Origin of the sequence: Pseudomonas sp. 1912-s (assembly GCF_029269205.1) — a bacterium.
In the GTDB taxonomy this organism is placed as follows: Bacteria; Pseudomonadota; Gammaproteobacteria; order Pseudomonadales; family Pseudomonadaceae; genus Aquipseudomonas.
The window spans coordinates 195,941-221,374 of sequence record NZ_JARIXR010000007.1 but is presented as its reverse complement, the minus strand read 5'-3'; the positions used below and the strand labels follow the sequence as shown (position 1 = coordinate 221,374).

Here is a 25,434-nt window from a genome sequence, read left to right as displayed (position 1 = left end):
CTCAAAAGGCCGTACCGAGCTGGAAGATCGGCAGGTACATGGCGAGCACCAGAGCCCCGACGATGCCCCCCAGTACCACCATGATCAGCGGTTCCATCAGGCTGGTGAGGTTGTCCACCAGGTGATCGACGTCTGCCTCGTAATGGTTGGCGACTTTTTCCAGCATATGGTCGAGCGTGCCCGACTCCTCGCCGATGGCGGTCATCTGGATCGCCATGCCGGGAAACAGGCCGCTGACAGCCATGGATTCATTCAGTTGGGTTCCGGTTGATACGTCGTGGCGCATACGATTGATTGCCTGTTTGAACAGCCCATTCCCCGTGGCGCCTGCCACTGAATCCAGTGCTTGCACCAGCGGTACGCCCGCAGCAAAGGTCGTCGAGAGCGTGCGGGCGTAGCGGGCGACCGCCGATTTTTTCAGCAGTGTGCCTGCCACGGGTGCTTTCAACAAACTGGCATCGAGCCAGTGACGAAAGCCTGTCGATGAGCGATAGGCTTTGCGCAGGCCCGCAAAACTGGTGCCCGCGACCAGGATCAGCACCCAGCCGTTATGCCGCATGAACTCCGACAGGCTGATGACCCCGAGGGTAAAGCCCGGCAACTCGGCATCGACGCCGGCAAACAGACCCTGGAACTGCGGCACGACGTGAATCAGCAAGATTGCACTGACCAGGGTGGCGACTGCCAGAACGGTCGTGGGATAGGTCATGGCCTTTTTGATTTTGGCTTTCAACTGTTGGCTTTTTTCCAGGTGAATGGCGACCCGTTCAAGCAGTGCTTCGAGTGCGCCCGCCTGTTCACCCGCTGCAATCAGGTTGCAGTACAGCTCATCAAAATAACGTGGCTGTTTCTGCAAGGCGGCGGTCAGGCTGCTGCCGGCGGCGATCTCCTGTTTCAAGCCCTGAACCATGGCACGCAGGTGCGGGTTGTCGACGCCTTCGGTGATGATGTCCAGTGCCTGCAAAAGCGCGATGCCGGCCTTTAACAGCGTTGCCAGTTGGCGGGTGAAGAGGGCGATCTCTGGCGGCTTGACTGGCGCAGCAAGGCTTGGCCAGCCGGTGAATTTTTTCCGTATACGCCCGGGGCTGATCCCTTGTTGGCGCAACAGGGCCTTGATCAGCGCAGGATTATGGCCGCTGGTTTCCCCAGACACTTTGCGCCCTTTGCGGTTGACGCCTTCCCAGGCATAGATCGCTGAAACATCATTCATTTCGCAGTTCCGCACACAGACAGTGGAAGATTTATAGCTTAGTCAGGTGACGGATTCGGGCAGGGGCGTCTTGAGCGAAAAAATGTCAGTTTGTGCGTCTTGTACAGGATTGGTTGCGCGGGGGTGAGTACACTGGCGCGGTTACCGAGACGGGGTGCAGGATGCGCCTTGCGACAGGTTTTATTCTGGAGAGTGAATGTGATGCGTCAGAAAGGCTTTACCTTGATCGAGTTGTTGATCGTCGTGGCGATCATCGGCATTTTGGCCACCATCGGCCTGCCCATGTACACCAAGCACCAGGCCAAGGCCAAGTTCACCGCAGGGCTGGCTGAAATCTCCGCGCTGAAGGCGGGTTTCGAAGACACGCTGAACCAAGGCACGCCGCCAACCCTGGCGTTGATTGGCGGGACCAGTCCCACGGCCAACTGCAAGATTGACGTGACCGGCGACGTGGCCACTGGCACGGGTACGATTGCCTGCGAAATCCTCGATGCGCCCGCGCCGGTCCTGGGCAAGACCATCACCTTGACCCGTAGCGCCACGACCGGCTGGAAGTGCACCACCACGGCAGAAGACCCATTCGCTGCCAAGGGTTGTGCCTCCGGCGGCGCCTGATAGCAAGGTCGTCTACTGTTTACGCAACAATGGAGAGCGTATGCGTAAATCGCTCCCTATCCGCCACAAGGACGTAGAGGTTGCCGATGACGTTGTCCGTTCAGCAGCGGGGAAGCACATTCCTTGTGGTGGTTATGTGTTTGCTGACGCTGGCGATTTGCGCGCCCTTCAGCAGCCACGACTGGCAGCGTGTGGTGCAGATATCGGTGGCGCTGTGTGCGGTGGTGTATGGGCTTAGCTCACCACGGGCAAAGCAATGCGTCGATAGGCCGACAGCGCTCGGGGTGGCGCTGGTTGGGGTGATGGGCCTGGCTTCCGCCGTGTTGGCTCATCAGCCACTCTGGGCGTTTATCGAACTGGCGCTGCTCATCAGTTGCGGCACCATTGCCGTTGTTTTCAGCCGGGTCAGGCGCAGCGGTGATGAGTCGCTGGACCGTGTCCTGATTCTGTTCGTGTTGCTGCTGTGCCTGATCAAAAGTGTTCAATATCTTCACGTTGTCATTCTCGCCTTTACCAGTGGTGACGCGTTGGTAAACACCGATTTGCTGTTTTCCGGGTTTTCCAACAAACGCTTCTATGGTCAGTTCCAGACCTTTACCCTGCCGCTGCTGGCACTTCCCTTGCTGCTTTCAACGACTTCGCGTACTGCGCGGGCGATGGTGTTTGTGCTGCTCTGTGTCTGGTGGTTGATTGCGATCAGTAGTGGTACTCGCGGCACCTGGCTGGGTATCGGCGTTGCTGGCTCCGTTCTGGCGTTCCTGGGGCCGCAGGGGCGCCGCTGGCTGGCCTGGCAATTGGCAGCGCTGGCGTGCGGCTTGTTACTGTACTGGCTGGTGTTCACCGTGCTGGCAGGGCATTTGGGGATTGAGATTTATAACGATGCCGTAGACCGCCTGACGACCAGCTTGTCTGGGCGTGGGCCCATCTGGTGGCAGGCCTGGAACATGATTCTTGAGCGTCCCTGGCTGGGCTTCGGGCCGATGCATTTCGCCGATATTGCCAACGACATTGCCGCTCACCCTCACCAGGCCATTCTGCAGTGGGCCAGTGAATGGGGTGTTCCGTCCACGCTGTGTGTGATCGCGCTGGTTGCGTGGGCGGGTTGGGCAACCGTGGGCGTATTGCGTGAACGTGCGTTGTCGTTGGCGCCCGTGGATCTGCTGCGGCTGTGCCTGTTTGCCTCGCTGATTGGTGCGCTGACCCAGGCCCAGGTGGATGGGGTGATCGTGATGCCGGTTTCGCAACTCTGGCTGGCGCTGGTGGCCGGATGGCTGATGGCGTTGCATGTGTGGCGAGCTCCACCGGTCGCCCCGGCGCCGATCTTGTACAAGACCTGGATCGCGGCGAGTATCGTGGCCGTCGGCTTGCTGGTGTTTGTCGCGATTCGTGATGTGCCCCGCCTCACGGAGCGTAGCGAGCACTACATGACCCTGAGCAACGGTCACCTGCAGCCACGCTTCTGGGTGCAGGGTGTGATTGCCCTCGAAAAGCAGTGAGTTGCCGGACGTCCAATGCAGTGCTAGCTTTAGCCCACCGCCCGTGTAGCTCAGCCGGTAGAGCAGCGCACTCGTAACGCGAAGGTCGCAGGTTCGATTCCTGTCTCGGGCAAAAAGGCAACACAGTTTTCAGATGATCCCAGAATGGTTCTGAAGGCCAGACGAACCGGTATTCATGCCTGTTCTTTTGTATCTGCGCGACCTTGATGACCCAGATGCATCCCCATTCCTCGATCTAAGAGAACGACATGACCACACAAGAAATGACCCAGGAAGCGCGGCACGAAGCAGCCCTCAAAAAGTACGTCGCGGAGTCGCCGGAACTGCTGGATGAGATCAAGGACCTGAGCGCCGATGATCAAAGGGACCAGATCCAATGGTCATTTGAGGATGAGGCCGAGGCCCAGGGCTTGCAGCCATGGGAACTGACCCTGAAGTACACCTCCACCCCCGAAGAGTTCGAGGCTGCGCGCCTGGCGTTGCACAAGGAGGCCGCCGAGGTGCTGGGTGTCGACTGGAATGAGTATTGCGGGATGAATAACCTCGCGATCTGACACGTAACCGAGCGAGCTTTTGTGGTGAGGGGGCTTGTCCCCCGTTGGGCTGCGAAGCAGCCCTTAAACCTGCTCCCCAGTTCTTGCTGGCAGAATGCGGCGATCTCTTGGGGCTGCTGCGCAGCCCAGCGGGGGACAAGCCCCCTCGCCACATAGGTGTGCTCCTGCGGGTTACTTTACAGACTCAGCCGCATCGACAAATCCACCGCCTTCACATCCTTGGTCATCGCTCCGATGGAGATGTAGTCCACACCGGTTTCAGCGATGGGCAGCAGGGTGCTTTCGTTAATCCCCCCACTGGCTTCCAGCTTGGCTTTGCCGCCGTTCAGGCGCACTGCTTCGCGCATGTCATCCAGGCTCAGTTCATCCAGCATGATGATGTCGGCGCCCGCCGCCAATGCTTCGCGCAACTCCTCCAGGCTTTCCACTTCAATTTCCACCGGCTTGCCCGGGGCGATCTTGTGGGCGGCAGTGATGGCCTGGGCAATGCCACCGCAGGCCGCGATGTGGTTTTCCTTGATCAGGAACGCGTCATACAGGCCGATGCGATGGTTGTGGCAACCGCCGCAGGTCACCGCGTACTTCTGCGCCAGGCGCAGGCCTGGCAGGGTCTTGCGGGTGTCCAGCAGCTTGACCTGGGTAGACGCGACAAAGTCCGCCAAATACTGGGCGCGGGTGGCAACGCCTGACAGCAGTTGCAGAAAATTCAGCGCGCAACGTTCGCCACTGAGCAGCGATCGGGCCGGGCCTTCCAGGTGAAACAGCACCTGGTTCGGGCTGACGCGCTCGCCGTCGCGCACCTGCCAATGCACGGCAACGCGCGGGTCCAGTTGGCGAAACACCGCTTCCACCCAGGCCGTGCCGCTGATAACGGCGGCATCGCGGGTGATGATCGTGGCCTTGGCCAGGCGTTCGGCCGGGATCAGTTGTGCGGTGATATCCCCACTGCCGATGTCTTCCAGCAATGCGCGACGCACGTTGGCTTCGATTTCGGCGGTCAGGTCGGCTAGACGAAGATTGGGCATAACAGGCTCCACAAACAAAGTGCCTGGATTATAGGGGCAGGGCGGGCGTTAACCCAAGGCAGCAGGTGCCACTGACGCGGCTTGCGGTGCTCATTTACACAGCAATCACAGAGTTTGCTGGCGCAACAACCCCCATTTGCAAGATAATCTCGCGCCTTGCAATTGGCGTCATAGCTTTGACGTCACAGTGATAGTCCGATTTTCGCAGTGCTCCGGGGCGTTTTGCTCCGTGACTGCACCGATCTTTCACAACATCGAATACCGCCGTTTCAGGAGGCCAGGATGCACAATGACGGGAAGGTGGTGCCGATCAATAAGGCACGGGCGACGCCGTCGCCGCTTGCCCGCCTGCCGGTGGTGTTGCTCCAGGTCCGTGACAAGGCGGCACAGCAGCTCAAACAGGGGTTGCAGGAGCTGTTTGATAACGCTGACGACACCCTGTTCGAAATGGCCGACAAGACCCGCAGCAACGTCGACCACGGTATTTTCTTTGAAGCCATGCGCGATCTGCGCCTCAAGCGCAAGAATTTCGAGCGCGGTTTCATGGAGCAGCTCTACGAGGCGTTTGCCAACCTTGGCAATGTGGAGCGCGGCGAGCTGCAACTAATTCCGGTGGTGTCCTACACGGCGGTGCCCGGTGTCTCGGGTGACGAACTGGAAAAAGCCGTCGCTCTTGAGGCCATGCTGGGCAAGGTGCTGCGCCGGGACGGCTTGGCCCTGGGGCAGTTGACGGCCCGGCTGAGCGCGTTGCTCGACAAACGCCTGGATGATCGGGATAACCCCCTGGGCCCGGCGATGTTGTGCGCGTTCTTTCTGCAGGCGGGGCGCAGCCTTGGCGTGGAAATCCGGGTCAAGCTGATCATTCTCAAGCTGTTTGAAAAGTACGTGCTCAGTGACGCCGATCTGTTATACGGCGAAGCCAATCAATTATTGATCGCCACCGGCGTATTGCCTGAACTCAAGGCCGTGCCGTCACGCCGCGCCATTGCCACCGTGGATTTGCCCGAAGACGCCCCGCCCATCGCCAGCCATCCCGCCGACGACAGCGGGCAGGAAGTCTTCGCGGCCTTGCAGGAGTTGCTGTCTGCGGTGCGCGGCAGTGTGGCGCCCACCCTTGAGGCCAGCGCCGAGACCCAGCCAATTTCCACCCGTGACCTGCTGCGCCTGCTCTCCCATTTGCAGCAATATGTGCCTGCGCCCGAGGTCGAGGATGATTTCGACCTGCGCAACCAGCTTGAACAGCTGCTCACCCGGGTCAGCGTCAAGAGTGGCAAGTCGCGGGTGGTAGAGGACGCGGACGAGGATGTGATCAACCTGATCGCCATGCTCTTCGAGTTCATCCTCAATGACGGCACGGTGCCCGAGTCCCTCAAGGCGTTGATCGCCCGCCTGCAGATTCCGATGCTGAAGGTGGCGGTGCTGGACAAGAGCTTCTTCAGTCGTGCCAATCACCCGGCGCGACGCCTGCTCAATGAAATCGCCGCAGCAGCCATGGGCTGGAGCCGGCGCGATGACTATCAGCGCGACAGCCTGTACCTGCACATCGAGCAAGTGGTGCAGCGGTTGTTGAACGATTTTGTCGATGACCCGGCGATTTTTTCCCAACTACTGACGGAGTTCACCGCGTTTACCCATGACGAGCGGCGCCGCAGCGAGTTGCTGGAGCAACGCACCCGTGATGCGGAAGAAGGGCGCGCCCGTACCGAAATCGCCCGTCAGCGAGTGGCCGAGGCGCTCAATCAGCGGCTGCTGGGCAAAGTGCTGCCCGAGGTCGTGGTGCAGTTCCTGCAGCAGGCCTGGAGCCAGGTGCTGTTGCTGGCCTGCCTGAAGCATGGTGAACACTCGCCGCAATGGGCGGCCGGGCTGCGCACCATGGACGAGTTGATCTGGAGTGTCGGCCTGAGCGAAGACACCGAAGCCGGCCGGCACTTGCTGGAGCAGTTGCCAGGCCTGCTCAAGGCCTTGCGCGACGGCTTGAGCGGCGCGGCGTTTGACCCCTTCATCACCCGGGAATTTTTCACCCGGTTGCAAACCCTGCATGTCCAGTCATTCCGGGGCAATGCCGACGACCCGCCGTCGGTGTCGCAGATCGAGGTGCGCGAGGCGTTCGTCCTCAGCCCTGCAGCACCGGCTATTACGGTGAGCCTGCCGGAAGATGATCCCGACCTGCTCAAGGCCCGCCAATTGCGCGTCGGTTGCTGGGTCGAGTTCCAGGAAGACCCTGAAAACACCCTGCGCTGCAAGCTGACGGCGATTATTGCGCCGGGCGATACCTGCATTTTTGTCAATCGAACCGGCCTCAAGGTTCTGGAAAAAAGCCCGGTCGAACTGGCGTTGGAGTTCAAGCGCGGCGCGGTGCGAACCCTGGATGATGCACTGCTGTTCGACCGGGCCCTGGCCTCGGTGATTGGCAACCTGCGTCAACTTCATCGCGCCAAGTGATCGCAACCGGGCAGTGGAACGCGGCATACTGAGTCACCCCAGCCTCGTTCAAGGAACCTGTATGCAGTTGGACCCCGCCAGCGGTTGGTGCCAGGGCATTCGTCATTGCCCCTCGCCCAACTTCAACGAGCGCCCCGGTGGCGAGATTTCCCTGTTGGTGGTGCACAACATCAGCCTGCCGCCTGCGCAATTCGCCACCGGCAAGGTGCACGAGTTTTTCCAGAATCGTCTGGATGTCACGGAACATCCCTACTTTGAAGGCATTGCTGACCTACGGGTTTCTGCGCATTTTCTGATTGAGCGTGATGGCGCGGTGACGCAGTTTGTCTCGTGCCGGGACCGGGCCTGGCATGCCGGTGTATCAAGCTTCGAGGGGCGTGAGACGTGTAACGACTTTTCCCTGGGGATCGAGCTGGAAGGCACTGACGACCTGCCTTTCACCGATGCCCAGTATCAATCCCTGATTACCCTGACGCGCCAGTTGCTGGCGGCGTACCCGGGCATTACCCGCCAGCGCATTTGTGGCCATAGCGATATCGCCCCGGGACGCAAGACCGACCCCGGACCCGCTTTTGATTGGGCGCGCTTTCGCAGCGCCTTGCAGGATGGAGGACACGCACAATGAGTTTTCTGGTGTTGGTGCTGGCGGTATGGATCGAGAAATTCTCGGCCCTGCGCCAGCGTATTCAACGTGATGGCGGTTGGCTGCGGGAACTGGCCAAGCTGGAATCGAGCGCCAGCCTCGGCAAACAGCCCTGGCTGATCCTCGCGCTGCTGGTGCTGTTGCCGGTGGCCTTGCTTGCGCTGTTGCTGCTGGTGCTGGAGCCAGTGGCGTATGGCCTGTTGGCGCTGCCGGTGCACTTGCTGGTGGTGATCTACAGCCTGGGCCGTGGCGATCTATTGGCCGGGTTGGGACCGTTTCGGGATGCCTGGCGCCGGGGTGACCTGCAAGCGGCCGAGCATGTGGCCGAGCGCGACTTGAGCATCAGCGCCGACAGCGGGGAGCAGTTGCTGGAAAGGGTCCAGGGCCATCTGCTGTGGCAGGCCTACCAAAGTTTCTTTGCGGTGATTTTCTGGTATTTCCTCCTCGGCCCTGTAGCGGCCCTGGCCTACCGGCTGCTGGCGCTGGCGACCGAGAACAGCCAGAACCCGCTGGTGGCCGAGCGCGCCGGGCAATTGCGCCACGCGTTCGACTGGTTGCCGGTACGCCTGCTGGCGGCGAGCTTTGCCCTGGTGGGCAACTTTGTGGCGGTCGGCCGGGTGATGCTGCATGAGCTGCTGAGCTGGGACATCACGGCGGCGCAACTGGTGGACAAGGTCGGCCTGGTGGCCGCTGAAATCCCGYCGCCGGTGGTGGGGCCCGAGGGTATCAACAGCCTGGATCGAATCTGGGAATTGCTGCTGCGCGCCGCCGTGCTGTGGTACGCCGGCTTCGCCATCTGGACCGTGCTGCCCTGATCGGCATCGGCAGGCGCGAGCCACTCGCGCCTGCCGTTAACCTTAAGTTACAAACCTCCTTTTCGAATTGAGCTATACAGACAGAGCGCCAAATAGTGGCTATCTGCCGCCGCCCTGCGCCCTCAATAAAAATAAAAGAAAAGGGAGTTCACCTGTGAAGAGCTTGCTCTATCCCGCCGTCGCGTTCATGAACCGCCTGACCTTCGGCATGAAGTTCAGCCTTATCAGCGTGCTGTTCCTGTTGCCCATGCTGGCCACCAACTATTACCTGGTGCGCGACTCCTGGCGTGAATTCCAGGGCACCCGCGTCGAGTTGCAAAGCCTCGACCTGCTGACCAGCAGCCTGGCCCTGCGCCGCGACCTGGAGACCCTGAACAACCAGGTGCAGATCAACGCAACCCTCGGTCAGTCAGGCAAGGCCGGCGATATCGAAAGCAAGATCGGCGCCCTCGAACAGAGCCTGCTGCAGCGCCTGCAAAGCTTTCACGCCCTGTCCACCGACCCCGAGCAGGCCGCCGCCTTCGACGCCAAGCGCGATGAAATGGTCGCCGCCTTCAAGGCCCAACAACAGGAAACCTCGCTGCTCAGCAAAAGCGCGCTGATCGGCAAACTGCTCAACAAGGCGCAGATGCTCAGCCAGATCATCGCCAGCCAGTCGGGCTTGAGCCGCGACCCCCAGGGCGATCTGCGTCAACTCAGCGAACTGATCACCAGCGTCACCCCGCAAGTCACTCAAACCCTGGGCGAAGGCCGGGCGATGGGCGCGTATTCGTTGGGCCAGGGCTTTCTCAACTCATCTTCCAGCACCCGCTTTGATGAATTGCTGCAGCAATTGGAAAAGCTCCAGGCCGAATACGGCCTGAAACTGCAAGACGCCCTCGGCGCCAGTCAGCCCGCCCACGCAGCACTGGCGAGCCTGGCGGACGCGAGCCGGGCCAGCCTCAAGCAAGGCAGCGAGGTGTTCGAAGAACAGGTGGTGATGGCCGAAACCCTCGACGCCCCATGGCAAGGTTTCTACGACGAAGTCAGTGCATTGATGGCCAAGACCTATCAGCTAGACGAAGCCACCCTGACGTTTCTCGAACAACAACTGGAGCAGCGCCTGTCAGAAAACCGCACGCACATGATCGGATTGGTCGCGGCCCTGGCGTCGGTGTTTTTGCTGATCTTCTACCTGTACGCCGGCTTCTACGCGTCCACCCGCACCACCCTGCGCCGTCTCGGAGCGATGATGGACAAGGTGGCAGCGGGCGACATGACCGTGACGTTCGTCGCCCACAGCCGCGACGAACTGGGGGACTTGGGCCAGGTGTTCAACGGCACCGTGGCCAAAATCCATGACTTGATCGAGCGGGTAGGGCACACAGTCAACCAGGTCGAACACCAGGCCGGGCAAGTGGAGTCGGTCTCGACCAGCAGCAACCAGGCCGTGTCCGGCCAGCGCAGCCAGATCGAACAAGTGGCGACCGCCATGAACCAGATGTCGTCCACCGCCCAGGAAGTGGCGCGCAGCGCGGCGGCGGCGGTCAGCAGCGCTCATAGCGTCAACGATGAAACCGTCAGCGGCCGCGGCCTGGTGCAATCCCAGCAAGGCAGCATTGCAGCATTGGCTTCGGAGATCGATCAATCGGTGCGAGTGATCAACCAGTTGGCCCTCGACAGCCAGTCCATCAGCCGCGTGCTCGAGGTGATCAAGAGCATCGCCGAACAAACCAATCTGCTGGCGTTGAATGCCGCCATTGAAGCTGCGCGCGCCGGCGAGCAAGGGCGCGGTTTCGCCGTGGTGGCCGATGAGGTGCGCACCCTGGCCCGGCGCACCCAGCACTCCACCGAAGAAATCGAGCAGATGATCGCCAAGCTTCACAGCGGCGTCGGCGCAGCCGTGAAGGCCATGGGCACCAGCCACGAGATGGCCAATGGCACGGTGGGGCAGTCGGAAAAAGTCCAGCAGGCCCTGGAGAATATCCTCGGTGCCGTGGGCATGATCGTTGACCAGAACCAGCAGATTGCCGCCGCTGTCGAGCAGCAGACCGCCGTGGCCCACGACATCGACCAGAACATCGTCGAAATCAACCGTGCCGGTGAACACGCAGCGCAGGGCGCACACCAGACCGAAGAGGCCAGCCGGCAATTGTCGTTGCAAGTGATCGAGCTGAAGCAGTTGATCGGTGCGTTTCGGGTGTGAGGTTTGGCTGTAGGATTTCTTCGTAGGTGGCGTGGCACTTGTCTTGTTTTTGGCGTTGATCTTTTCCGGCTGCCAAAATGGGCGAGAATTTGTGCCATCCATTTTCGCGGAGGTTCGGTTATGACCGCTGCCATTGTCGGCGTCAGAGGGCATTGCGTTCTGTGCAAGGTGTCCTTTGAGCTCAAGCCCTGGCAACTCAACGCCATTGCCATCAACGAACCCTTTGAATGCCCGTACTGCCACAAAGGTGTGGAGCCGAGTTGCCCCAAACAGTTGAAGCAGTTCAAGTCCCTGGACAATCTTGGCCTGCTGCGTCCGAGCATGATCGTGCTGACCAGCGCGGCGCTGCTGGTGGCGCTGGTCGCCGAGTGGATAGGGCTGATCAGTGTGGCCGGGCAGCTCAACGTCTCGCTGATGGCGGTACTGATTTACTTCATGACGTTGCGCTATGCCCGTCACCGGCAGCGGATGACCCTGACACTGCGTGAGGTAAAACCCCTACCAATTGAACAGCTCGCAGGCATTGCGAGTGCTCGCCTCAGCCAACACTGAAGGGCTGATGCCCATGCGCTCCGCCAGTGCGGCACAGATGTCCGGCAGGTGTTCGGGGCTGTTGCGCTGGCCGGGGTACATCACGGGCGCCATGTCCGGTGAGTCGGTTTCCAGCACCACGGCTTCCAGCGGCAAGCGTGCAATCACCTTGTGCATGCGCAGGGCCTGGGGCCAGGTCGCCGCGCCGCCCAGGCCCAGTTTGAAACCGAGCTTGATGTACTCGCGGGCCTCTTCATGGCTGCCGGCAAACGCGTGAATGATGCCGCCCCGTGGCAGGCGAATGCGCTTGAGCGTGGCGATCACGGCGGCGTGGCTGCGGCGTACATGCAGCAGCGCCGGTAGCTGGAAATCCACCGCCAGCTTCAGCTGTGCTTCAAACAGCGCTTGCTGACGTTCGCGGTCCAGCTGTTCGAGGAAATAATCCAGGCCGATTTCCCCCACGGCGCACAGTTGCCGGTGGCCGCTCAGGCGGGTCAGCCAGTCGCCCAGTTCCGTCAGGTCGGCGGGGCGATGGTCATCGAGGTACACCGGGTGCAGGCCGAACGCGGCGAACAGACCCGCGTCTGTTTGCACCAGGTCCCACAGCCGTTGCCAATTCTGCTGATAGACCCCAAGCACCACCATCCTGCGCACGCCCAACTCGCGGCTGCGGCTCAGGACTTCACCGCGGTCGGCGTCGAAGTCCGGAAAATCCAGGTGGGTGTGGCTGTCGATCAGCTCCACACCGCTTACTCCGAGTGAATCCGCTGCTTGAACGTGCGGCCGATGGCATGCACGCCAGGCTGGTAGTGCTGCTCTTCAATGGCCGCCAGCGCCAGGCGCAGCGCGGTGTCGGCGATCAATTGATGCTGCTGGGCCATGGCATTCACCGGCAGCGGCAGGAAATCCAGCAACTGGGTGTCGCCAAATGTACCCAGGCGCAGAGGGCGGGATTTGAGCGGGAAGTCATGCAGTGCGTCAAACACCCCTTGCAGCAGGACGTAGGACGTCGTCACCAGTGCGTCAGGCAAATGCCCCAGGCTTTGCAGCAATTGCTCCATCAACTGTCGGCCACAGTCGCGACTGAAGGCCTCGCCCTGTTCGATCAGCACTTCACCGCTGAAGTCTTTCAGCGCTTCCTTGAAGCCGGCGGCACGTTCCTGGCTGATGCTCAGCTCTGGCCGCGCACCGATCAACACGATCTGCTTGGGCAGCGGTTGCAGCAGGCTGCTGGTCAACTGTTGGCAGGCCTGGCGATCATCACTGACCACCGAGCAAAACTGCGTAGACTCCATGACCCGGTCGATGGCGATGACCGGCAGGCCCTTGGCTTGCAGCTCGCGGTAGCTGTCGTCGCTGGCCGGCAGGCAACTGGCAACAAACAGCGCATCGCAACGGCGGGCTCGGAACAGTTGCAGCAATTGCCGCTCGCTGTCGGCGTCGTCGTCGGAGCTGGCGATCAGCAGTTGATAGCCGCGCGCCCGGGCGCCTTGCTCCAGCAGCTTGGCAATACGAGCGTAACTGGGGTTTTCCAGGTCTGGCAGGATAAAACCCAGGGTACGGGTGTGCCGGCTGCGCAGCCCGGCGGCCTGGGGATTGGGCGTAAAGCCATGTTCTTCAACCACGGCGCGCACCCGTTCGACGGTTGCGCTGCTGATCCGTTGCTGTTCGGCCTTGCCATTGATGACGTAGCTGGCGGTGGTCACAGACACACCGGCAATGCGCGCGATATCACTGAGTTTCAAACCGGGATTTCCTTGTTTTTTAGAGCTTGCCCCGACATTTTGTCCAATCGTAACCGATTACTGCAGCCGACCATTGTCGCAACTCAACAGCCGAGTGGCTCTTCAATCATGCGTAATTAACGCGTAACCTGCCATAAATTCTAGATTAAACGTTTCAGCAAGCGTATTTTTACGATTATCGCGACGAACGTGGTCCTGCCAACTGACCACTCAGTCAATTTATTCGAACGCCTTTGCACTGATTTATTCAAAATAATACCTAGTGCGCCCGCCGCACTAACTAGGAGAACGGCATGCTTGAGCTCACCCACGAGCAGATATCCATGGGCCAGACGGCTGTGGATAAGTCTGCTGCCTTGCAACTGCTCGCTGAAAAACTGGTGGCCGATGGCCTGGTCGCCGAGGGTTACCTCAGTGGCTTGCAAGCGCGTGAAGCCCAAGGCTCGACCTTTCTCGGCCAAGGCATCGCCATCCCCCATGGCACCCCCGAAACACGCGACCAAGTGTTTGCCACCGGCGTGCGCCTGCTGCAATTTCCCGAAGGTGTGGATTGGGGTGATGGCCAGATCGTCTACCTGGCGATCGGCATTGCCGCCAAATCCGACGAACACCTGCGCCTGCTGCAACTGCTGACCCGCGCCCTCGGCGAGACCGACCTGGGCCAGGCCCTGCGCCGCGCCAGCTCCGCCGAAGCCCTGCTGAAACTGCTGCAAGGTGCGCCGCAGGAGCTGGCGCTGGACGCACAGATGATCGGCCTGGGTGTGTCGGCAGACGATTTCGAAGAGCTTGTCTGGAGAGGCGCACGCCTGCTGCGCCAGGCCGATTGCGTGAGCAATGGCTTTGCCGCCGTGCTGCAACAAGTCGACGCGCTGCCCCTGGGCGATGGCCTCTGGTGGCTGCACAGCGAGCAGACGGTCAAGCGCCCCGGCCTGGCCTTCGTCACCCCGGACAAACCCATGCGTTACCTGGGCCAGCCCTTGAGCGGCCTGTTCTGCCTGGCCAGCCTCGGTGAGGCCCACCAGACCCTGCTCGAACGCCTGTGCGCCTTGCTGATCGAAGGCCGTGGCCAGGAGCTCGGGCGCGCCACCAGCAGCCGCGCCGTGCTGGAAGTGCTCGGCGGTGAGTTGCCGGCCGACTGGCCAAGCGTGCGCATCGCCCTGGCCAACGCCCATGGCCTGCACGCACGCCCCGCGAAGATCCTCGCGCAGTTGGCAAAAAGCTTTGACGGTGAAATTCGTGTGCGCATCGTTGATGGCGACGTCAGCGCGGTGTCGGTAAAAAGCCTGAGCAAGCTGCTGAGCCTCGGCGCCCGTCGTGGTCAGGTGCTGGAGTTTGTCGCGGAACCGGGCATTGCCGGTGACGCCTTGCCGGCCTTGTTGGCGGCGGTGGAAGAAGGCCTGGGCGAAGAAATCGAGCCACTGCCGGCGGTCAGCGCTCAACAGGCTGTGGTCGACATCGAACCGGTGATCAGCGCGCCAGTGTCCGGCAGCCTGATCCAGGCCATCGCCGCCGCCCCCGGCATTGCGATTGGCCCGGCGCATATCCAGGTGCTGCAACCGTTCGAGTATCCGCTGCGCGGCGAGTCGCCGGTGATCGAGCGCCAACGCCTGCACGCCGCGTTGACCGACGTGCGCCAGGATATCCAGGGCCTGATCGAACGCAGTAAATCCAAGGCCATCCGCGAGATTTTCATCACCCACCAGGAGATGCTCGACGACCCGGAACTGACCGACGAAGTCGAGACCCGTCTCAGGCAAGGCGAAAGCGCCGAAGCGGCCTGGATGAGTGTGATCGAAGCCGCCGCCAAACAGCAGGAATCGCTGCAGGACGCCTTGCTCGCCGAGCGCGCTGCCGATCTGCGTGACATTGGCCGCCGCGTGCTGGCGCAACTGTGCGGCGTCGAAACTGCCCAGGAGCCCGATGAACCCTACATTTTGGTGATGGACGAAGTCGGCCCATCGGATGTGGCGCGCCTGGACCCGGTGCGCGTCGCCGGCATCCTCACTGCCCGTGGCGGCGCCACCGCCCATAGCGCCATCGTCGCCCGTGCCCTGGGGATTCCCGCGCTGGTGGGCGCAGGCCCTGCCGTGTTGCTGCTGGCGTCCGGCACGCCGCTATTGCTCGATGGCCAGCGCGGCCGCTTGCATGTCGACGCCGACGCTGCCACCTTGCAGCGCGCCACCGTCGAACGCGACACCCGCGAACAACGCCTGCAAGCCGCTGCCGCGCAACGTCATGAACCGGCCCTGACCCGCGACGGCCACGCCGTCGAAGTGTTTGCCAATATCGGCGAAAGCGCCGGGGTGGCCAGCGCGGTGGAGCAGGGCGCCGAAGGCATCGGCCTGCTGCGCACCGAGCTGATTTTCATGGCCCACAAACAGGCGCCCGACGAAGCCACCCAGGAAGCCGAATACCGTCGCGTGCTCGACGGCCTCGGCGGTCGGCCACTGGTGGTACGTACCCTTGATGTGGGCGGCGACAAACCGCTGCCTTACTGGCCGATCGCCAAGGAAGAAAACCCGTTCCTCGGCGTGCGCGGCATTCGCCTGACCCTGCAACGCCCGCAGATCATGGAAGCGCAGTTGCGCGCGCTGCTGCGCTCGGCGGACAACCGTCCGCTGCGCATCATGTTCCCCATGGTCGGCAGCGTTGACGAGTGGCGCCAGGCCCGCGAGATGACCGAGCGCCTGCGCCTGGAAATCCCGGTGGCCGACCTGCAACTGGGGATCATGATCGAAGTGCCGTCGGCCGCCTTGCTCGCGCCGGTGCTGGCCAGGGAAGTGGACTTCTTCAGCGTCGGCACCAACGACCTGACCCAGTACACCCTGGCCATCGACCGTGGCCACCCAACGCTGTCGGCCCAGGCGGATGGCCTGCACCCGGCGGTGTTGCAACTGATCGACATCACCGTGCGCGCCGCCCATGCCCATGGCAAATGGGTCGGCGTGTGCGGAGAGTTGGCGGCCGATCCGTTGGCGGTTCCAGTGCTGATCGGCCTGGGTGTGGATGAGCTGAGCGTCTCGGCGCGCAGCATTCCCGAAGTGAAGGCGCGTGTGCGTGAATTCAGTCTGAGCGAGGCTCAAGGCCTGGCGCAAAAAGCACTGGCGGTGGGTTCACCCGCCGAAGTGCGAGCCCTTGTGGAGGCCGTGTAAATGGCAAGGATTTTAAGCCTGACGCTGAACCCGGCGTTGGACCTGACGGTGCGCCTGGCGCGCCTGGAGCCGGGTGAGGTCAACCGCAGCGAAGCGATGATCACCCATGCCGCCGGCAAGGGCGTGAACGTCGCCCAGGTGCTGGCCGACCTTGGCCATCAGGTGACCGTGGGCGGCTTTCTTGGCGAGGACAATCCCCAAGCGTTTGAGATGCTGATCGCGCGGCGTGGTTTTACCGATGCGTTTATTCGTGTGCCGGGCGAAACCCGCAGCAATATCAAGATCGCCGAACAGGATGGCCGGGTGACGGACGTCAATGCACCGGGCCCGGTGGTCAGCGAGCAGGCGCAACAGGCACTGCTTGAGCAACTGGCGCGGATCGCTCCGGGGTATGACGCCGTCGTCGTGGCTGGCAGCCTGCCTCGTGGCATCACCCCGCAGTGGTTCCAGGGCTTGCTGCAGCAACTGAAAAACCTTGGTTTGAAAGTCGCATTGGACACCAGTGGTGAAGCCTTGCGCGCCGGGCTGAATGCCGGCCCTTGGTTGGTCAAGCCCAACACTGAAGAATTGGCCGATGCCCTGGGTCATTCCACGGATGCAATCTGCGAGCTGCACCAGCTGGGTGTGGAACATGTGGTGGTCTCCGACGGTGCCGCAGGTGTGAGCTGGTATAGCCCCGGCACGGCGTTGCACGCCACGCCGCCCAAGGTCAGCGTCGCCAGCACCGTCGGTGCCGGGGATTCATTGCTGGCCGGGATGCTCCACGGTTTGCTGACCTTCGATGTGCCCGAAACCACCCTGCGTCGCGCCACCGCAATCGCCGCGATGGCGGTCACGCAAATCGGCTTTGGCATCACCGACGACGCACAGCTTGAGTCTTTGCAGAGCGGCGTCCACGTGCGCCCGCTGACAGAACAATAAGAGGGTTGGTCATGAAGTTAGCCATTGTTACTGCCTGCCCGAATGGCATGGTCACCAGCGTGCTGTGCGCCCGCTTGCTGGACGCCGCCGCACAACGTCAGGGCTGGAGCACCAGCGTCGAAGTGGTCGACGTGCAACACCCGGAACGCCAGTTGTCGGCGGCCACCCTTGAAGCCGCCGAGTGGGTGTTGCTGGTCAGCAGCACCCCGGTGGACATGCAGCGTTTTGTCGGCAAGCGCGTGTTCCGCAGCACGCCGGCCCAGGCGCTGCAGGATGTGGACGCGGTGTTGCGTCGCGGGGCCGAAGAGGCCCAGGTGCAGGTAGCGGAGGCAGCCCCCACCAAAAGTGCGCCGCGTATCGTGGCGATCACGGCGTGCCCTACCGGCGTTGCCCATACCTTCATGGCCGCCGAGGCGTTGCAGCAAACCGCCAAGCGCCTGGGTTATGACCTGCAGGTGGAAACCCAGGGTTCGGTGGGCGCCCGCACGCCGCTGAGTTCCGAAGCGATTCGTGACGCTGATGTGGTGCTGCTGGCGGCCGATATCGAAGTCGCCACCGAGCGGTTTGCCGGCAAGAAAATCTATCGCTGTGGCACCGGGATCGCGCTCAAGCAATCGGAAGCCATCCTCAACAAGGCCCTGGCCGAAGGCAAGCAGGAATCTGCCGCCAGCGGTGCCGCTGCCAAGCCGGAGAAAACCGGTGTCTACAAACACCTGCTCACCGGTGTGTCGTTCATGCTGCCGATGGTGGTGGCAGGCGGTCTGCTGATCGCCCTGTCGTTCGTGTTCGGCATTCATGCCTTTGAAGAAAAAGGCACCCTGGCCGCCGCACTGAAAACCGTCGGCGACCAGGCTTTCATGCTGATGGTGCCGTTGTTGGCGGGTTACATCGCCTACTCGATCGCCGACCGTCCTGGCCTGGCGCCGGGCATGATCGGCGGCCTGCTGGCCAGCACGTTGGGCGCGGGATTTATCGGCGGGATATTCGCCGGCTTTCTGGCCGGCTACTGCGTCAAATTCATCAGCCGCGCGATCCGTTTGCCCCAGAGCCTCGAAGCGCTCAAGCCGATCCTGATCATCCCGTTGCTGGCGAGTTTGTTCACGGGCCTGGCGATGATTTACCTGGTGGGGCCGCCGGTGGCGAAGATGCTCACCGGCCTCACGGATTTCCTCAGCACCATGGGCACCACCAACGCCGTGCTGCTGGGCATCTTGCTGGGCGGCATGATGTGCGTCGATCTTGGCGGGCCGATCAACAAGGCGGCCTACGCGTTTTCCGTCGGCCTGCTGGCGGCCCAGAGCGGCGCGCCGATGGCCGCGACCATGGCCGCCGGTATGGTGCCGCCGATTGGCATGGGCATCGCCACCTTGCTGGCACGACGCAAGTTCGCCCAGACCGAGCGCGAAGCCGGCAAGGCGGCGCTGATCCTCGGCATGTGCTTTATCTCTGAAGGCGCGATTCCGTTTGCCGCCAAGGACCCGCTGCGGGTAATCCCGGCCAGCATCGCCGGTGGCGCGCTGACCGGTGCGCTGTCGATGTATTTCGGCTGCAAGCTGATGGCGCCCCATGGCGGGCTGTTTGTGATGCTGATCCCGAATGCGATCAACCATGCGCTGCTGTACCTGTTCGCGATTGTGGCGGGGAGTTTGTTGACGGCGGTGGTGTATGCCTTGATCAAGCGTCCCGAAGTGGTCGAGCTGACGGTCGCGCCGGTGTCATAACCCGTTCATCCCTTCATGCTTAAGTTTCCCTTTTGCTGCTCAAGAGGGAACCTGCATGAGCCACTTCAACCTCGGCCGTCGCCGCGTGATGCAAGCCGTCGGCGCCGGCCTGTTGCTACCGGGCCTCGCGCCGGCGGTGATCGCCTCGGTCAAGGACCGCCCGCAGCTCACCGACGGCGTGCAGTCCGGCGACCTGCTGGGCGACCGCGCGATGATCTGGAGCCGCAGCGACCGCCCGGCACGGATGGTGGTGGAGTGGGACACCCGCAGCGTGTTCAGCAACCCGCGCAAATTCGTCTCGCCCCTGGCCGACAGCCGTACCGACTTCACCGCCCGTGTCGAACTCACCGGCCTGCCCGTCGACCAGGCGATTTTCTACCGTGTGCACTTCGAAGACGCCCAGACCGGTGTGGCCAGCGAACCCTGGTTCGGCCACCTGCGCAGCGTGCCGCAACAGCGCCGGGACATCCGCTTCGTGTGGAGCGGCGACACCGTCGGCCAGGGCTTCGGTATCAACCCGGACATCGGCGGCATGCGCATCTACGAAGCCATGCGCCTGCGCCTGCCGGACTTTTTTATCCACAGCGGCGACACCATCTACGCCGACGGCCCGGTGCCCGCCCAATTGACCACCGAAGACGGGCGTATCTGGCGCAACATCACCACCGAAGCCAAAAGCAAAGTCGCCGAAACCCTGAATGAATACCGTGGCAACTACCGCTACAACCTGATGGATGAAAACGTGCGCCGCTTCAACGCCGAAGTGCCGCAGATCTGGCAGTGGGACGATCACGAAGTGATCAACAACTGGTCGCCGAGCAAGCAGCTGGATGAGCGCTACAAGACCCGGGACATCAACACCCTGGTGGGCCGCGCACGCCAGGCCTGGCTGGAATATTCCCCCATGCGCCGGCAAAGCGCCGACCAGGGCGGGCGCATCTATCGCAAGCTCAGCTACGGCCCGCTGCTGGATGTGTTTGTGCTGGACATGCGCAGTTATCGCGGGCCGAACGACGACAACCTGGGTGGCGAAAAACCCTTCCTGGGGCGTGAGCAACTGGACTGGCTCAAGCGCGAATTGAAGGCCTCCCAGGCCCAGTGGAAAGTCATCGCTGCCGACATGCCGATCGGCCTCGGCGTGCCCGACGGCGAGGTGAGCCCCGGCGTGCCGCGCTGGGAGGCGATCGCCAACGGTGACCCGGGCCCGGCCCAGGGACGCGAGTTGGAAATCGCCGAATTGCTCGGGTTTTTGCGGGCGCAGCAGGTGCGTAACCACGTGTGGCTGACGGCGGATGTGCACTACTGCGCAGCCCATCATTACCACCCGGACCGGGCGGCGTTCCAGGATTTTGAGCCGTTCTGGGAGTTTGTCGCCGGGCCGCTGAATGCCGGGAGCTTCGGGCCTAATCCGCTGGATAAAACCTTTGGCCCGGAAGTGGTGTTCGAGAAGGCACCGACGGTGCAGAACAGCTCGCCGTTTGCCGGGTTCCAGTTTTTCGGCGAGGTGCAGATTGATGGGCAGACGGCGGAGCTGACGGTGATTTTGCGGGACCTGGATGGGGTGTCGGTGTTTGAGCAGAAGCTGCAGCCGGTATGAGCAGGATGTGTTCGAGGACGCCTGCCAGGTTGTGCAGGATGTCTAGGTTGCTGAAGCGCAGGACGTGGATGCCTTGTTGGTTGAGGTAGCGGGTGCGGCGTTGGTCGTAGGCGGTTTGGGTAGCGTCGTAGTGGTGGCCGCCGTCGAGTTCTATTGCCAGTTTTTGTTCGATGCAGAAGAAGTCGAGGATATAGGGCGGGTAGGGATATTGGCGGCGGAATTTGAGGTTGGCGAGTTGGCGGGAGCGTAGTTTTTGCCAGAGGATAAGTTCGCAGTCGGTTTGGTTGAGGCGTAGGTGCCGGGCGAATTGGCGTAGGGCGGGAGAAGGGCGGATGGGCATGGTTCACGTCCAGTGTGAGTTTAAGAGCCACCCCTCACCCTAGCCCTCTCCCGGAGGGGAGAGGGGACCGGACCGGGAATATTCGAGACATTTTGCGACGTGAACGCTCTGCTCTGAATCCCTAATCGCCTCAATCTTTCAGGTCGAACATTATCTGCGCACACTTCGGCCGGTCCCCTCACCCCTTGGGGAGAGGGTTAGGGTGAGGGGAGGCGATCTAAAACCGTGCATCGCCAGCGGAGCCACCTTAGTGACTCTTGTTACCAAATGAAATATATTCGCATTCATGTAGGTTCGCCCCCTCCAGGATGCCCCCATGCCCGCCAACTTTCAGCAGCCCCACCCCTGAGATGCCGTTGCTCGAATCCCCACGTAACCGCCTGCTCGGCCTGCTCTACAGCGACCATCACGGCTGGCTGCACAATTGGCTGCGTAAGAAACTCGGTTGTTCCCAGCGCGCGGCGGACCTGGCCCAGGACACTTTCATCCGCCTGCTGACCCTGGCCGAACCCGAGCGCTTGCAAGAACCCCGGGCCTTCCTCACCACCACGGCCATCCGCCTGCTGATCGACAGCGAGCGCCGGCGCAAGCTGGAACGCGCCTACCTGGCAGTGCTCGCCCACGAAAGCGCCGACGCCGCCGCCATCAGCCCCGAAGAACTGCATCAGCTCCTCGAGCTGCTGGAGTCAGTGGCGCGCCTGCTGGAAGGCCTGGCCGAAAAACCCCGCCGCGCCTTTTTGCTCAACCGCCTCGACGGCTGGACCCACGCCGAAATCGCCGAGCACCTGGGTGTGTCGAAAAGCATGATCAAGCAGTACATCGCCCAGGTCATGGTGCATTGCTACACCCTGATGTACGCAACGCCATGAACGCCGGCGAACCCACACCCGAACATGTCGCCGCCGCTGCGCAGTGGCTGTCGTTGCTGCACTCCGGTGAAGCCAGTGAGGACCAACGCCAGGCCTGCGATGCCTGGCGCGACGCCGACCCCGGCCATGCCCTGGCCTTGTCGCGGCTGGAGATCCTGTGGGGGCGTTTCGAGGGTCTGCCGGCGTCCCGTTCACGCAGGACCCTGGAACGGGTGCTGGCGCCCAGTCGTCATGCGCGCGTGGCCACCGCGCTGGTGCTGTTGATCGCTGCGAGTGTCGCCTGGCAAGGCGTGCGCCAGGCGCCGCTGTGGCTGGCCGACCAGCGTACCGCCGTGGGTGAACGCCGCAACATGATGCTGGAAGACCATAGCCAGTTGCAGCTCAACAGCGATTCGGCGGTAGACATCGAGTTCGACGGCCAGCGCCGCCTGATCGACCTGCGCCGCGGAGAGCTGTGGGTCGAGGTGGCCAAGGACCCGCAACGACCGTTTGTGGTGCGCACCGAGCAGGGCACGGTCACTGCCTTGGGCACGCGCTTCCTGGTGCGCCGTGAAGACGGCCAGACCCGCGTCACCGTGCTTGAGTCGGCCATCGCCGCCCAGCCGGCATCACCGTCGAGCACCCCGGCGCGGGTGGCCGCCGGGCAGCAGGCGACGTTGTACGCCGATCACGTCGAAGGCCTGCAAACCATCGGCAATGCCGACCCGGCCAGTTGGACCCGTGGCGTACTCAAAGTCGACGACCGGCCCCTGCTGGAAGTGCTGGATGAACTGGCCCGCTATCGCCGTGGCGTGCTGCATTACGACCGCCAGGCGTTGGTCGGTTTGCGGGTCTCCGGTTCGTTCCCGCTGGACAACACCGACGCTGCGCTCAACGCGTTGCAGACCAGCCTGCCGATTCGCCTGCAACGCTTTACCGACTGGCTGGTGCTGGTCAAGGCAGAAAAATAAATTCAGCGCTCACTGTCCCTCCAGCGTTTTCACCCGTCATGGCCTGGGAAAACCCAACAACTTCCAGGAATTGCCTCCATGACCCGCCCTGTTGTCTGGCTGCATCCGCTTGCGGCTGCGCTGTTTCCGATCTTCCTCGCCGGCAGTGTGCTGCCGGCTGCGGCTGCCCCCTCATCGAGCGCGCAAAGTCGTGTGCAAGCCTTCCACATCCCGGCCGGCGAGCTGGGCGTGGCCCTGGGCACGCTGGCTGAGCAAGCCGGCGTGGCCCAGGCGTTCGACCCGGCGCTGACCCGTGGCAAGCAGACCCAAGGCCTGGACGGCAGCTACAGCCTGGACATCGCCCTCGCGCGTTTATTGGCCGGCAGCGGACTGGAAGCCGTGCAGGCCGGTGCGACCTATCGCTTGCAGGTGATCCCCCAAGGCGACGGCAAATTGCAACTCGACAGCCTGTCGATCACCGCGCCGGAGGCCGATCAAACAACCTTCGGCGAAGTCGACGGCTATGTCGCCCAACGCAGCATCAGCGCCACCAAGACCGGCACGCCGATCCATGAAACCCCGCAGTCGATCTCGGTGATCACCCGCGAACGTCTGGAGGCTCAGGGCGTGCAGTCGGTGAACGAGGCGCTGCGTTATACGCCGGGGGTTTCCAGCTACGGTGCCAACAACCGCTCCGACTGGTACACAGTGATTCGTGGGTTCTCGCCGACCACCTACCTGGACAGCCTGCAACTGCCGACCACCACCAACCTCGCCAGTTGGATGGTCGACCCTTACATGCTCGAGCGCGTTGAAGTGCTGCGCGGGCCCGCCGGTGTGCTTTACGGCCAGGGCGATCCGGGTGGCGTGATCAACCAGGTGTCCAAGCGCCCGAGCACCGTGGCCGCCAATGAAGTGCAAGTGCAATACGGCACCGATGCGCGCAAGCAAATCAGCTTCGACAGCACCGGGCCGCTGGACGAGCAGGGCGTGTGGTCGTACCGCATGGTGGGCGTGCTGCGTGACCAGAACATTCAGGACACGCCGTGGCAGGACAAGCGCCAGTCCCTGGCACCGTCCCTGACCTTCCAGCCGGACGACGACACGCGCCTGACCCTGTTGGCGTCCTGGCTGTATGACGACAGCAACTCCGGCGACGGTTTCTACCCGGCCGCCGGGACCATCAATTTCAACCCCAACGGGCATATCCGTCGCGACGTGTTCCCCGCCGACAAGGCCTTTCAGAAGTACGAGAAGAAGCAGTTTTCCCTGGGCTACGAATTCTCCAAGCGCCTGAACGACACCTGGCAAGTGCGGCAGAACCTGCGCTATTCGCGCCTGGATCTGGACGACAATATGATCTACGGCACCGGTTTTGAACCCGGTTCCCTGACCACCATTTCCCGCGCCGCCGAGATCGACGATTTCACCTACAAGCGCTGGACGGTCGACAACCAGGCCCAGGCTGATTTCACTGCCGCAGGCATCGATCAGACGCTGTTGATCGGCCTGGATTACCAGCATCAGAACAGCAGCGAGCGTGACGTGGCCGCCGCCGCACCCTCGTTGAACCTCTACAACCCGGTGTTCGTGCCGTTCGATCCTTCGGTGTTCAACGACCCGCAGCAAAGCTCGCGTTACCGTCCGAATTCGACGCTGAGCCAGACCGGCCTCTATGTGCAGGACCAGCTCAAGCTGGATGATCACTGGCGCCTGACCCTGAGCGGTCGCTATGACTGGGCCAGCTCTGAAACCAGCGAGCATGTGTCCGGTACTCACGTCGAGCAAAAGGACGAGGCCCTCAGTGGCCGGGTAGGCGTGGTGTATGTGGCGGACAATGGCCTGGCGCCGTATGCCAGTTATTCCACCGGCTTTACGCCGAACTCGGGGATCGATGCCAACGGCAAACCCTTCGACCCCACCGAAGCCGAGCAGTACGAAGCCGGGATCAAGTTCAGCCCCAGGAACAGCAACGCCTCGGTCACTGCGGCGGTGTTCCAGATCACCCAAAGCAATGTGACCACGCCGAGCCCGCTGAACCCTAACTTCAACGTGCAGACCGGCGAGATCCGTTCTCGTGGGTTTGAGCTGGAAGGTACGGCCAGCCTGAGCCGTGAGCTGGACCTGATCGCCAGCTACACCTATCAGGATGTGAAGATCACCAAGGCCAACGACGTCAGCGAGGGCAAGACGCCAACCTTCATTCCGATCCCGCGCAACATGGCGTCGCTGTGGGCGGACTACACCTTGCGTGATGGGGTGTTGAAGAACTTCGGGGTGGGCGCGGGTGTGCGCTATGTCGGGGCCAACCCGGGGGCGGCGGACAACTCGTTGGAGGTGCCGTCGTATACGGTGTTTGATGCATCGGCGCACTACCAGACCGGGCCGTGGAAGCTGGCGCTCAATGTCACCAACCTGACCAACGACCAGTACATCTCCGGTTGCTACGACGCTACCCGGTGCCTGTTCGGCAACCCGCGTACGGCGGTGGCCTCAGCGACGTATCGCTGGTAACCGAATACCCAAGGCGAGCGGGCTTCCTGTGGTGAGGGAGCTTGCTCCCGATGGGCTGCGCAGCAGCCCCAACAAGGCCATCTCTGTACTTCCCGCAAGACCTCGGTTGCTTGGTTTTGGGGTTGCTTCG

General features: G+C 62.3%; 19 protein-coding genes, 1 tRNA gene and 1 pseudogene. 16 read left to right on the top strand and 5 right to left on the bottom strand.

What is annotated here, in order from left to right:
* Position 1: 1 nt before the first annotated feature.
* Positions 2 to 1,210 carry a type II secretion system F family protein gene (locus P3C29_RS11780; protein ID WP_275964589.1) on the bottom strand — a complete coding sequence of 403 codons (1,209 nt, stop codon included), beginning with the start codon at positions 1,208 to 1,210 and terminating at the stop codon, positions 2 to 4.
* 201 nt (positions 1,211 to 1,411) lie between these two features.
* Between P3C29_RS11780 and P3C29_RS11775 the strand changes: the two genes are divergently transcribed.
* The 4 genes from P3C29_RS11775 (at position 1,412) to P3C29_RS11760 (ending at position 3,875) form a co-directional block, all read left to right on the top strand.
* The gene (locus P3C29_RS11775) at positions 1,412 to 1,825 is read left to right on the top strand and encodes a pilin (RefSeq protein WP_201126238.1); all 414 of its coding nucleotides are present in this window, start codon (positions 1,412 to 1,414) and stop codon (positions 1,823 to 1,825) included.
* Positions 1,826 to 1,911: 86 nt separating this feature from the next.
* The gene (locus tag P3C29_RS11770; RefSeq protein WP_201125397.1) at positions 1,912 to 3,321 is read left to right on the top strand and encodes an O-antigen ligase family protein; all 1,410 of its coding nucleotides are present in this window, start codon (positions 1,912 to 1,914) and stop codon (positions 3,319 to 3,321) included.
* Positions 3,322 to 3,360: 39 nt separating this feature from the next.
* Positions 3,361 to 3,433: transfer RNA gene (locus P3C29_RS11765), tRNA-Thr, on the top strand.
* A 136-nt stretch (positions 3,434 to 3,569) separates the two neighbouring features.
* Positions 3,570 to 3,875, top strand: a complete 306-nt coding sequence (locus P3C29_RS11760) for a DUF6388 family protein (RefSeq protein ID WP_010175007.1) — start codon at positions 3,570 to 3,572, stop codon at positions 3,873 to 3,875.
* 176 nt (positions 3,876 to 4,051) lie between these two features.
* Here the strand turns inward: P3C29_RS11760 and nadC are convergent, their stop codons facing one another.
* Positions 4,052 to 4,900: a carboxylating nicotinate-nucleotide diphosphorylase gene (gene nadC, locus P3C29_RS11755; RefSeq protein ID WP_275964588.1), complete on the bottom strand. Its 849-nt coding sequence runs from the start codon at positions 4,898 to 4,900 to the stop codon at positions 4,052 to 4,054.
* A gap of 282 nt (positions 4,901 to 5,182) precedes the next feature.
* Between nadC and P3C29_RS11750 the strand changes: the two genes are divergently transcribed.
* The 5 genes from P3C29_RS11750 to P3C29_RS11730 all read left to right on the top strand — a co-directional run bounded on the left by P3C29_RS11750 (position 5,183) and on the right by P3C29_RS11730 (position 11,537).
* The gene (locus P3C29_RS11750) at positions 5,183 to 7,342 is read left to right on the top strand and encodes a DUF1631 domain-containing protein (RefSeq protein WP_275964587.1); all 2,160 of its coding nucleotides are present in this window, start codon (positions 5,183 to 5,185) and stop codon (positions 7,340 to 7,342) included.
* Positions 7,343 to 7,403: 61 nt separating this feature from the next.
* The gene (gene ampD, locus P3C29_RS11745) at positions 7,404 to 7,967 is read left to right on the top strand and encodes a 1,6-anhydro-N-acetylmuramyl-L-alanine amidase AmpD (protein WP_010175013.1); all 564 of its coding nucleotides are present in this window, start codon (positions 7,404 to 7,406) and stop codon (positions 7,965 to 7,967) included.
* Positions 7,964 to 8,800 carry a regulatory signaling modulator protein AmpE gene (gene ampE, locus P3C29_RS11740; RefSeq protein ID WP_275964586.1) on the top strand — a complete coding sequence of 279 codons (837 nt, stop codon included), beginning with the start codon at positions 7,964 to 7,966 and terminating at the stop codon, positions 8,798 to 8,800. Before ampD ends, ampE begins: the two co-directional genes overlap by 4 nt.
* A 154-nt stretch (positions 8,801 to 8,954) precedes the next feature.
* The gene (locus P3C29_RS11735) at positions 8,955 to 10,985 is read left to right on the top strand and encodes a methyl-accepting chemotaxis protein (RefSeq protein WP_275964585.1); all 2,031 of its coding nucleotides are present in this window, start codon (positions 8,955 to 8,957) and stop codon (positions 10,983 to 10,985) included.
* A gap of 120 nt (positions 10,986 to 11,105) precedes the next feature.
* A complete protein-coding gene (locus tag P3C29_RS11730; RefSeq protein ID WP_029616075.1) occupies positions 11,106 to 11,537 on the top strand; it encodes a hypothetical protein in 432 nt (143 codons plus the stop codon).
* On the opposite strand, the gene P3C29_RS11725 is transcribed toward P3C29_RS11730, so the two are convergent.
* Both P3C29_RS11725 and cra read right to left on the bottom strand, forming a co-directional pair.
* Complete coding sequence (locus P3C29_RS11725) at positions 11,484 to 12,260, bottom strand: TatD family hydrolase (protein ID WP_275964584.1); 777 nt, start codon at positions 12,258 to 12,260, stop codon at positions 11,484 to 11,486. The two genes, P3C29_RS11730 and P3C29_RS11725, sit on opposite strands and share 54 nt — an antisense overlap.
* Before the next feature lie 5 nt (positions 12,261 to 12,265).
* Positions 12,266 to 13,261 (bottom strand): catabolite repressor/activator, encoded by a 996-nt coding sequence (gene cra / locus P3C29_RS11720; RefSeq protein WP_201125390.1) that lies wholly within the window; start codon positions 13,259 to 13,261, stop codon positions 12,266 to 12,268.
* A 293-nt stretch (positions 13,262 to 13,554) separates the two neighbouring features.
* Between cra and ptsP the strand changes: the two genes are divergently transcribed.
* Genes ptsP through P3C29_RS11700 form a run of 4 tightly spaced genes read left to right on the top strand, consistent with a single transcriptional unit; the run spans position 13,555 to position 20,652 of the window.
* Positions 13,555 to 16,413: a phosphoenolpyruvate--protein phosphotransferase gene (gene ptsP / locus P3C29_RS11715; protein WP_275964583.1), complete on the top strand. Its 2,859-nt coding sequence runs from the start codon at positions 13,555 to 13,557 to the stop codon at positions 16,411 to 16,413.
* Positions 16,414 to 17,334 carry a 1-phosphofructokinase gene (gene pfkB / locus P3C29_RS11710; RefSeq protein WP_275964582.1) on the top strand — a complete coding sequence of 307 codons (921 nt, stop codon included), beginning with the start codon at positions 16,414 to 16,416 and terminating at the stop codon, positions 17,332 to 17,334.
* A gap of 11 nt (positions 17,335 to 17,345) precedes the next feature.
* Positions 17,346 to 19,055 carry a PTS fructose-like transporter subunit IIB gene (locus tag P3C29_RS11705; protein WP_275964581.1) on the top strand — a complete coding sequence of 570 codons (1,710 nt, stop codon included), beginning with the start codon at positions 17,346 to 17,348 and terminating at the stop codon, positions 19,053 to 19,055.
* Between the two features lie 55 nt (positions 19,056 to 19,110).
* Positions 19,111 to 20,652 (top strand): alkaline phosphatase D family protein, encoded by a 1,542-nt coding sequence (locus P3C29_RS11700; RefSeq protein ID WP_275964580.1) that lies wholly within the window; start codon positions 19,111 to 19,113, stop codon positions 20,650 to 20,652.
* Between the two features lie 61 nt (positions 20,653 to 20,713).
* On the opposite strand, the pseudogene P3C29_RS11695 reads toward P3C29_RS11700, so the two are convergent.
* A pseudogene (locus tag P3C29_RS11695) lies at positions 20,714 to 20,992 on the bottom strand (endonuclease domain-containing protein); the annotation flags it as partial.
* A gap of 350 nt (positions 20,993 to 21,342) precedes the next feature.
* Between P3C29_RS11695 and P3C29_RS11690 the strand changes: the two are divergent.
* The 3 genes from P3C29_RS11690 (at position 21,343) to P3C29_RS11680 (ending at position 25,304) form a co-directional block, all read left to right on the top strand.
* Positions 21,343 to 21,861, top strand: coding sequence for a sigma-70 family RNA polymerase sigma factor (locus tag P3C29_RS11690; protein ID WP_201125385.1), 519 nt, complete (start codon positions 21,343 to 21,345; stop codon positions 21,859 to 21,861).
* Entirely contained in the window at positions 21,858 to 22,811 is a 954-nt protein-coding gene (locus P3C29_RS11685) for a FecR family protein (RefSeq protein ID WP_201125384.1), read from the top strand. The genes P3C29_RS11690 and P3C29_RS11685 overlap by 4 nt, the downstream gene beginning before the upstream one ends.
* Before the next feature lie 78 nt (positions 22,812 to 22,889).
* Complete coding sequence (locus P3C29_RS11680; protein ID WP_275964579.1) at positions 22,890 to 25,304, top strand: TonB-dependent siderophore receptor; 2,415 nt, start codon at positions 22,890 to 22,892, stop codon at positions 25,302 to 25,304.
* Positions 25,305 to 25,434: the final 130 nt, after the last annotated feature.

What these genes read in the sequence shown, in the direction of transcription:
- nadC (WP_275964588.1), bottom strand. Translation starts at nt 4,900, where the DNA reads ATGCCCAATCTTCGTCTAGCCGACCTGACCGCCGAAATCGAAGCCAAC.
- P3C29_RS11705 (WP_275964581.1), top strand. Translation starts at nt 17,346, where the DNA reads ATGAAGTTAGCCATTGTTACTGCCTGCCCGAATGGCATGGTCACCAGC.
- P3C29_RS11775 (WP_201126238.1), top strand. Translation starts at nt 1,412, where the DNA reads ATGCGTCAGAAAGGCTTTACCTTGATCGAGTTGTTGATCGTCGTGGCG.
- P3C29_RS11750 (WP_275964587.1), top strand. Translation starts at nt 5,183, where the DNA reads ATGCACAATGACGGGAAGGTGGTGCCGATCAATAAGGCACGGGCGACG.
- P3C29_RS11685 (WP_201125384.1), top strand. Translation starts at nt 21,858, where the DNA reads ATGAACGCCGGCGAACCCACACCCGAACATGTCGCCGCCGCTGCGCAG.
- P3C29_RS11680 (WP_275964579.1), top strand. Translation starts at nt 22,890, where the DNA reads ATGACCCGCCCTGTTGTCTGGCTGCATCCGCTTGCGGCTGCGCTGTTT.
- P3C29_RS11770 (WP_201125397.1), top strand. Translation starts at nt 1,912, where the DNA reads ATGACGTTGTCCGTTCAGCAGCGGGGAAGCACATTCCTTGTGGTGGTT.
- P3C29_RS11730 (WP_029616075.1), top strand. Translation starts at nt 11,106, where the DNA reads ATGACCGCTGCCATTGTCGGCGTCAGAGGGCATTGCGTTCTGTGCAAG.
- ampD (WP_010175013.1), top strand. Translation starts at nt 7,404, where the DNA reads ATGCAGTTGGACCCCGCCAGCGGTTGGTGCCAGGGCATTCGTCATTGC.
- P3C29_RS11700 (WP_275964580.1), top strand. Translation starts at nt 19,111, where the DNA reads ATGAGCCACTTCAACCTCGGCCGTCGCCGCGTGATGCAAGCCGTCGGC.
- P3C29_RS11690 (WP_201125385.1), top strand. Translation starts at nt 21,343, where the DNA reads ATGCCGTTGCTCGAATCCCCACGTAACCGCCTGCTCGGCCTGCTCTAC.
- ptsP (WP_275964583.1), top strand. Translation starts at nt 13,555, where the DNA reads ATGCTTGAGCTCACCCACGAGCAGATATCCATGGGCCAGACGGCTGTG.
- pfkB (WP_275964582.1), top strand. Translation starts at nt 16,414, where the DNA reads ATGGCAAGGATTTTAAGCCTGACGCTGAACCCGGCGTTGGACCTGACG.
- P3C29_RS11780 (WP_275964589.1), bottom strand. Translation starts at nt 1,210, where the DNA reads ATGAATGATGTTTCAGCGATCTATGCCTGGGAAGGCGTCAACCGCAAA.
- P3C29_RS11760 (WP_010175007.1), top strand. Translation starts at nt 3,570, where the DNA reads ATGACCACACAAGAAATGACCCAGGAAGCGCGGCACGAAGCAGCCCTC.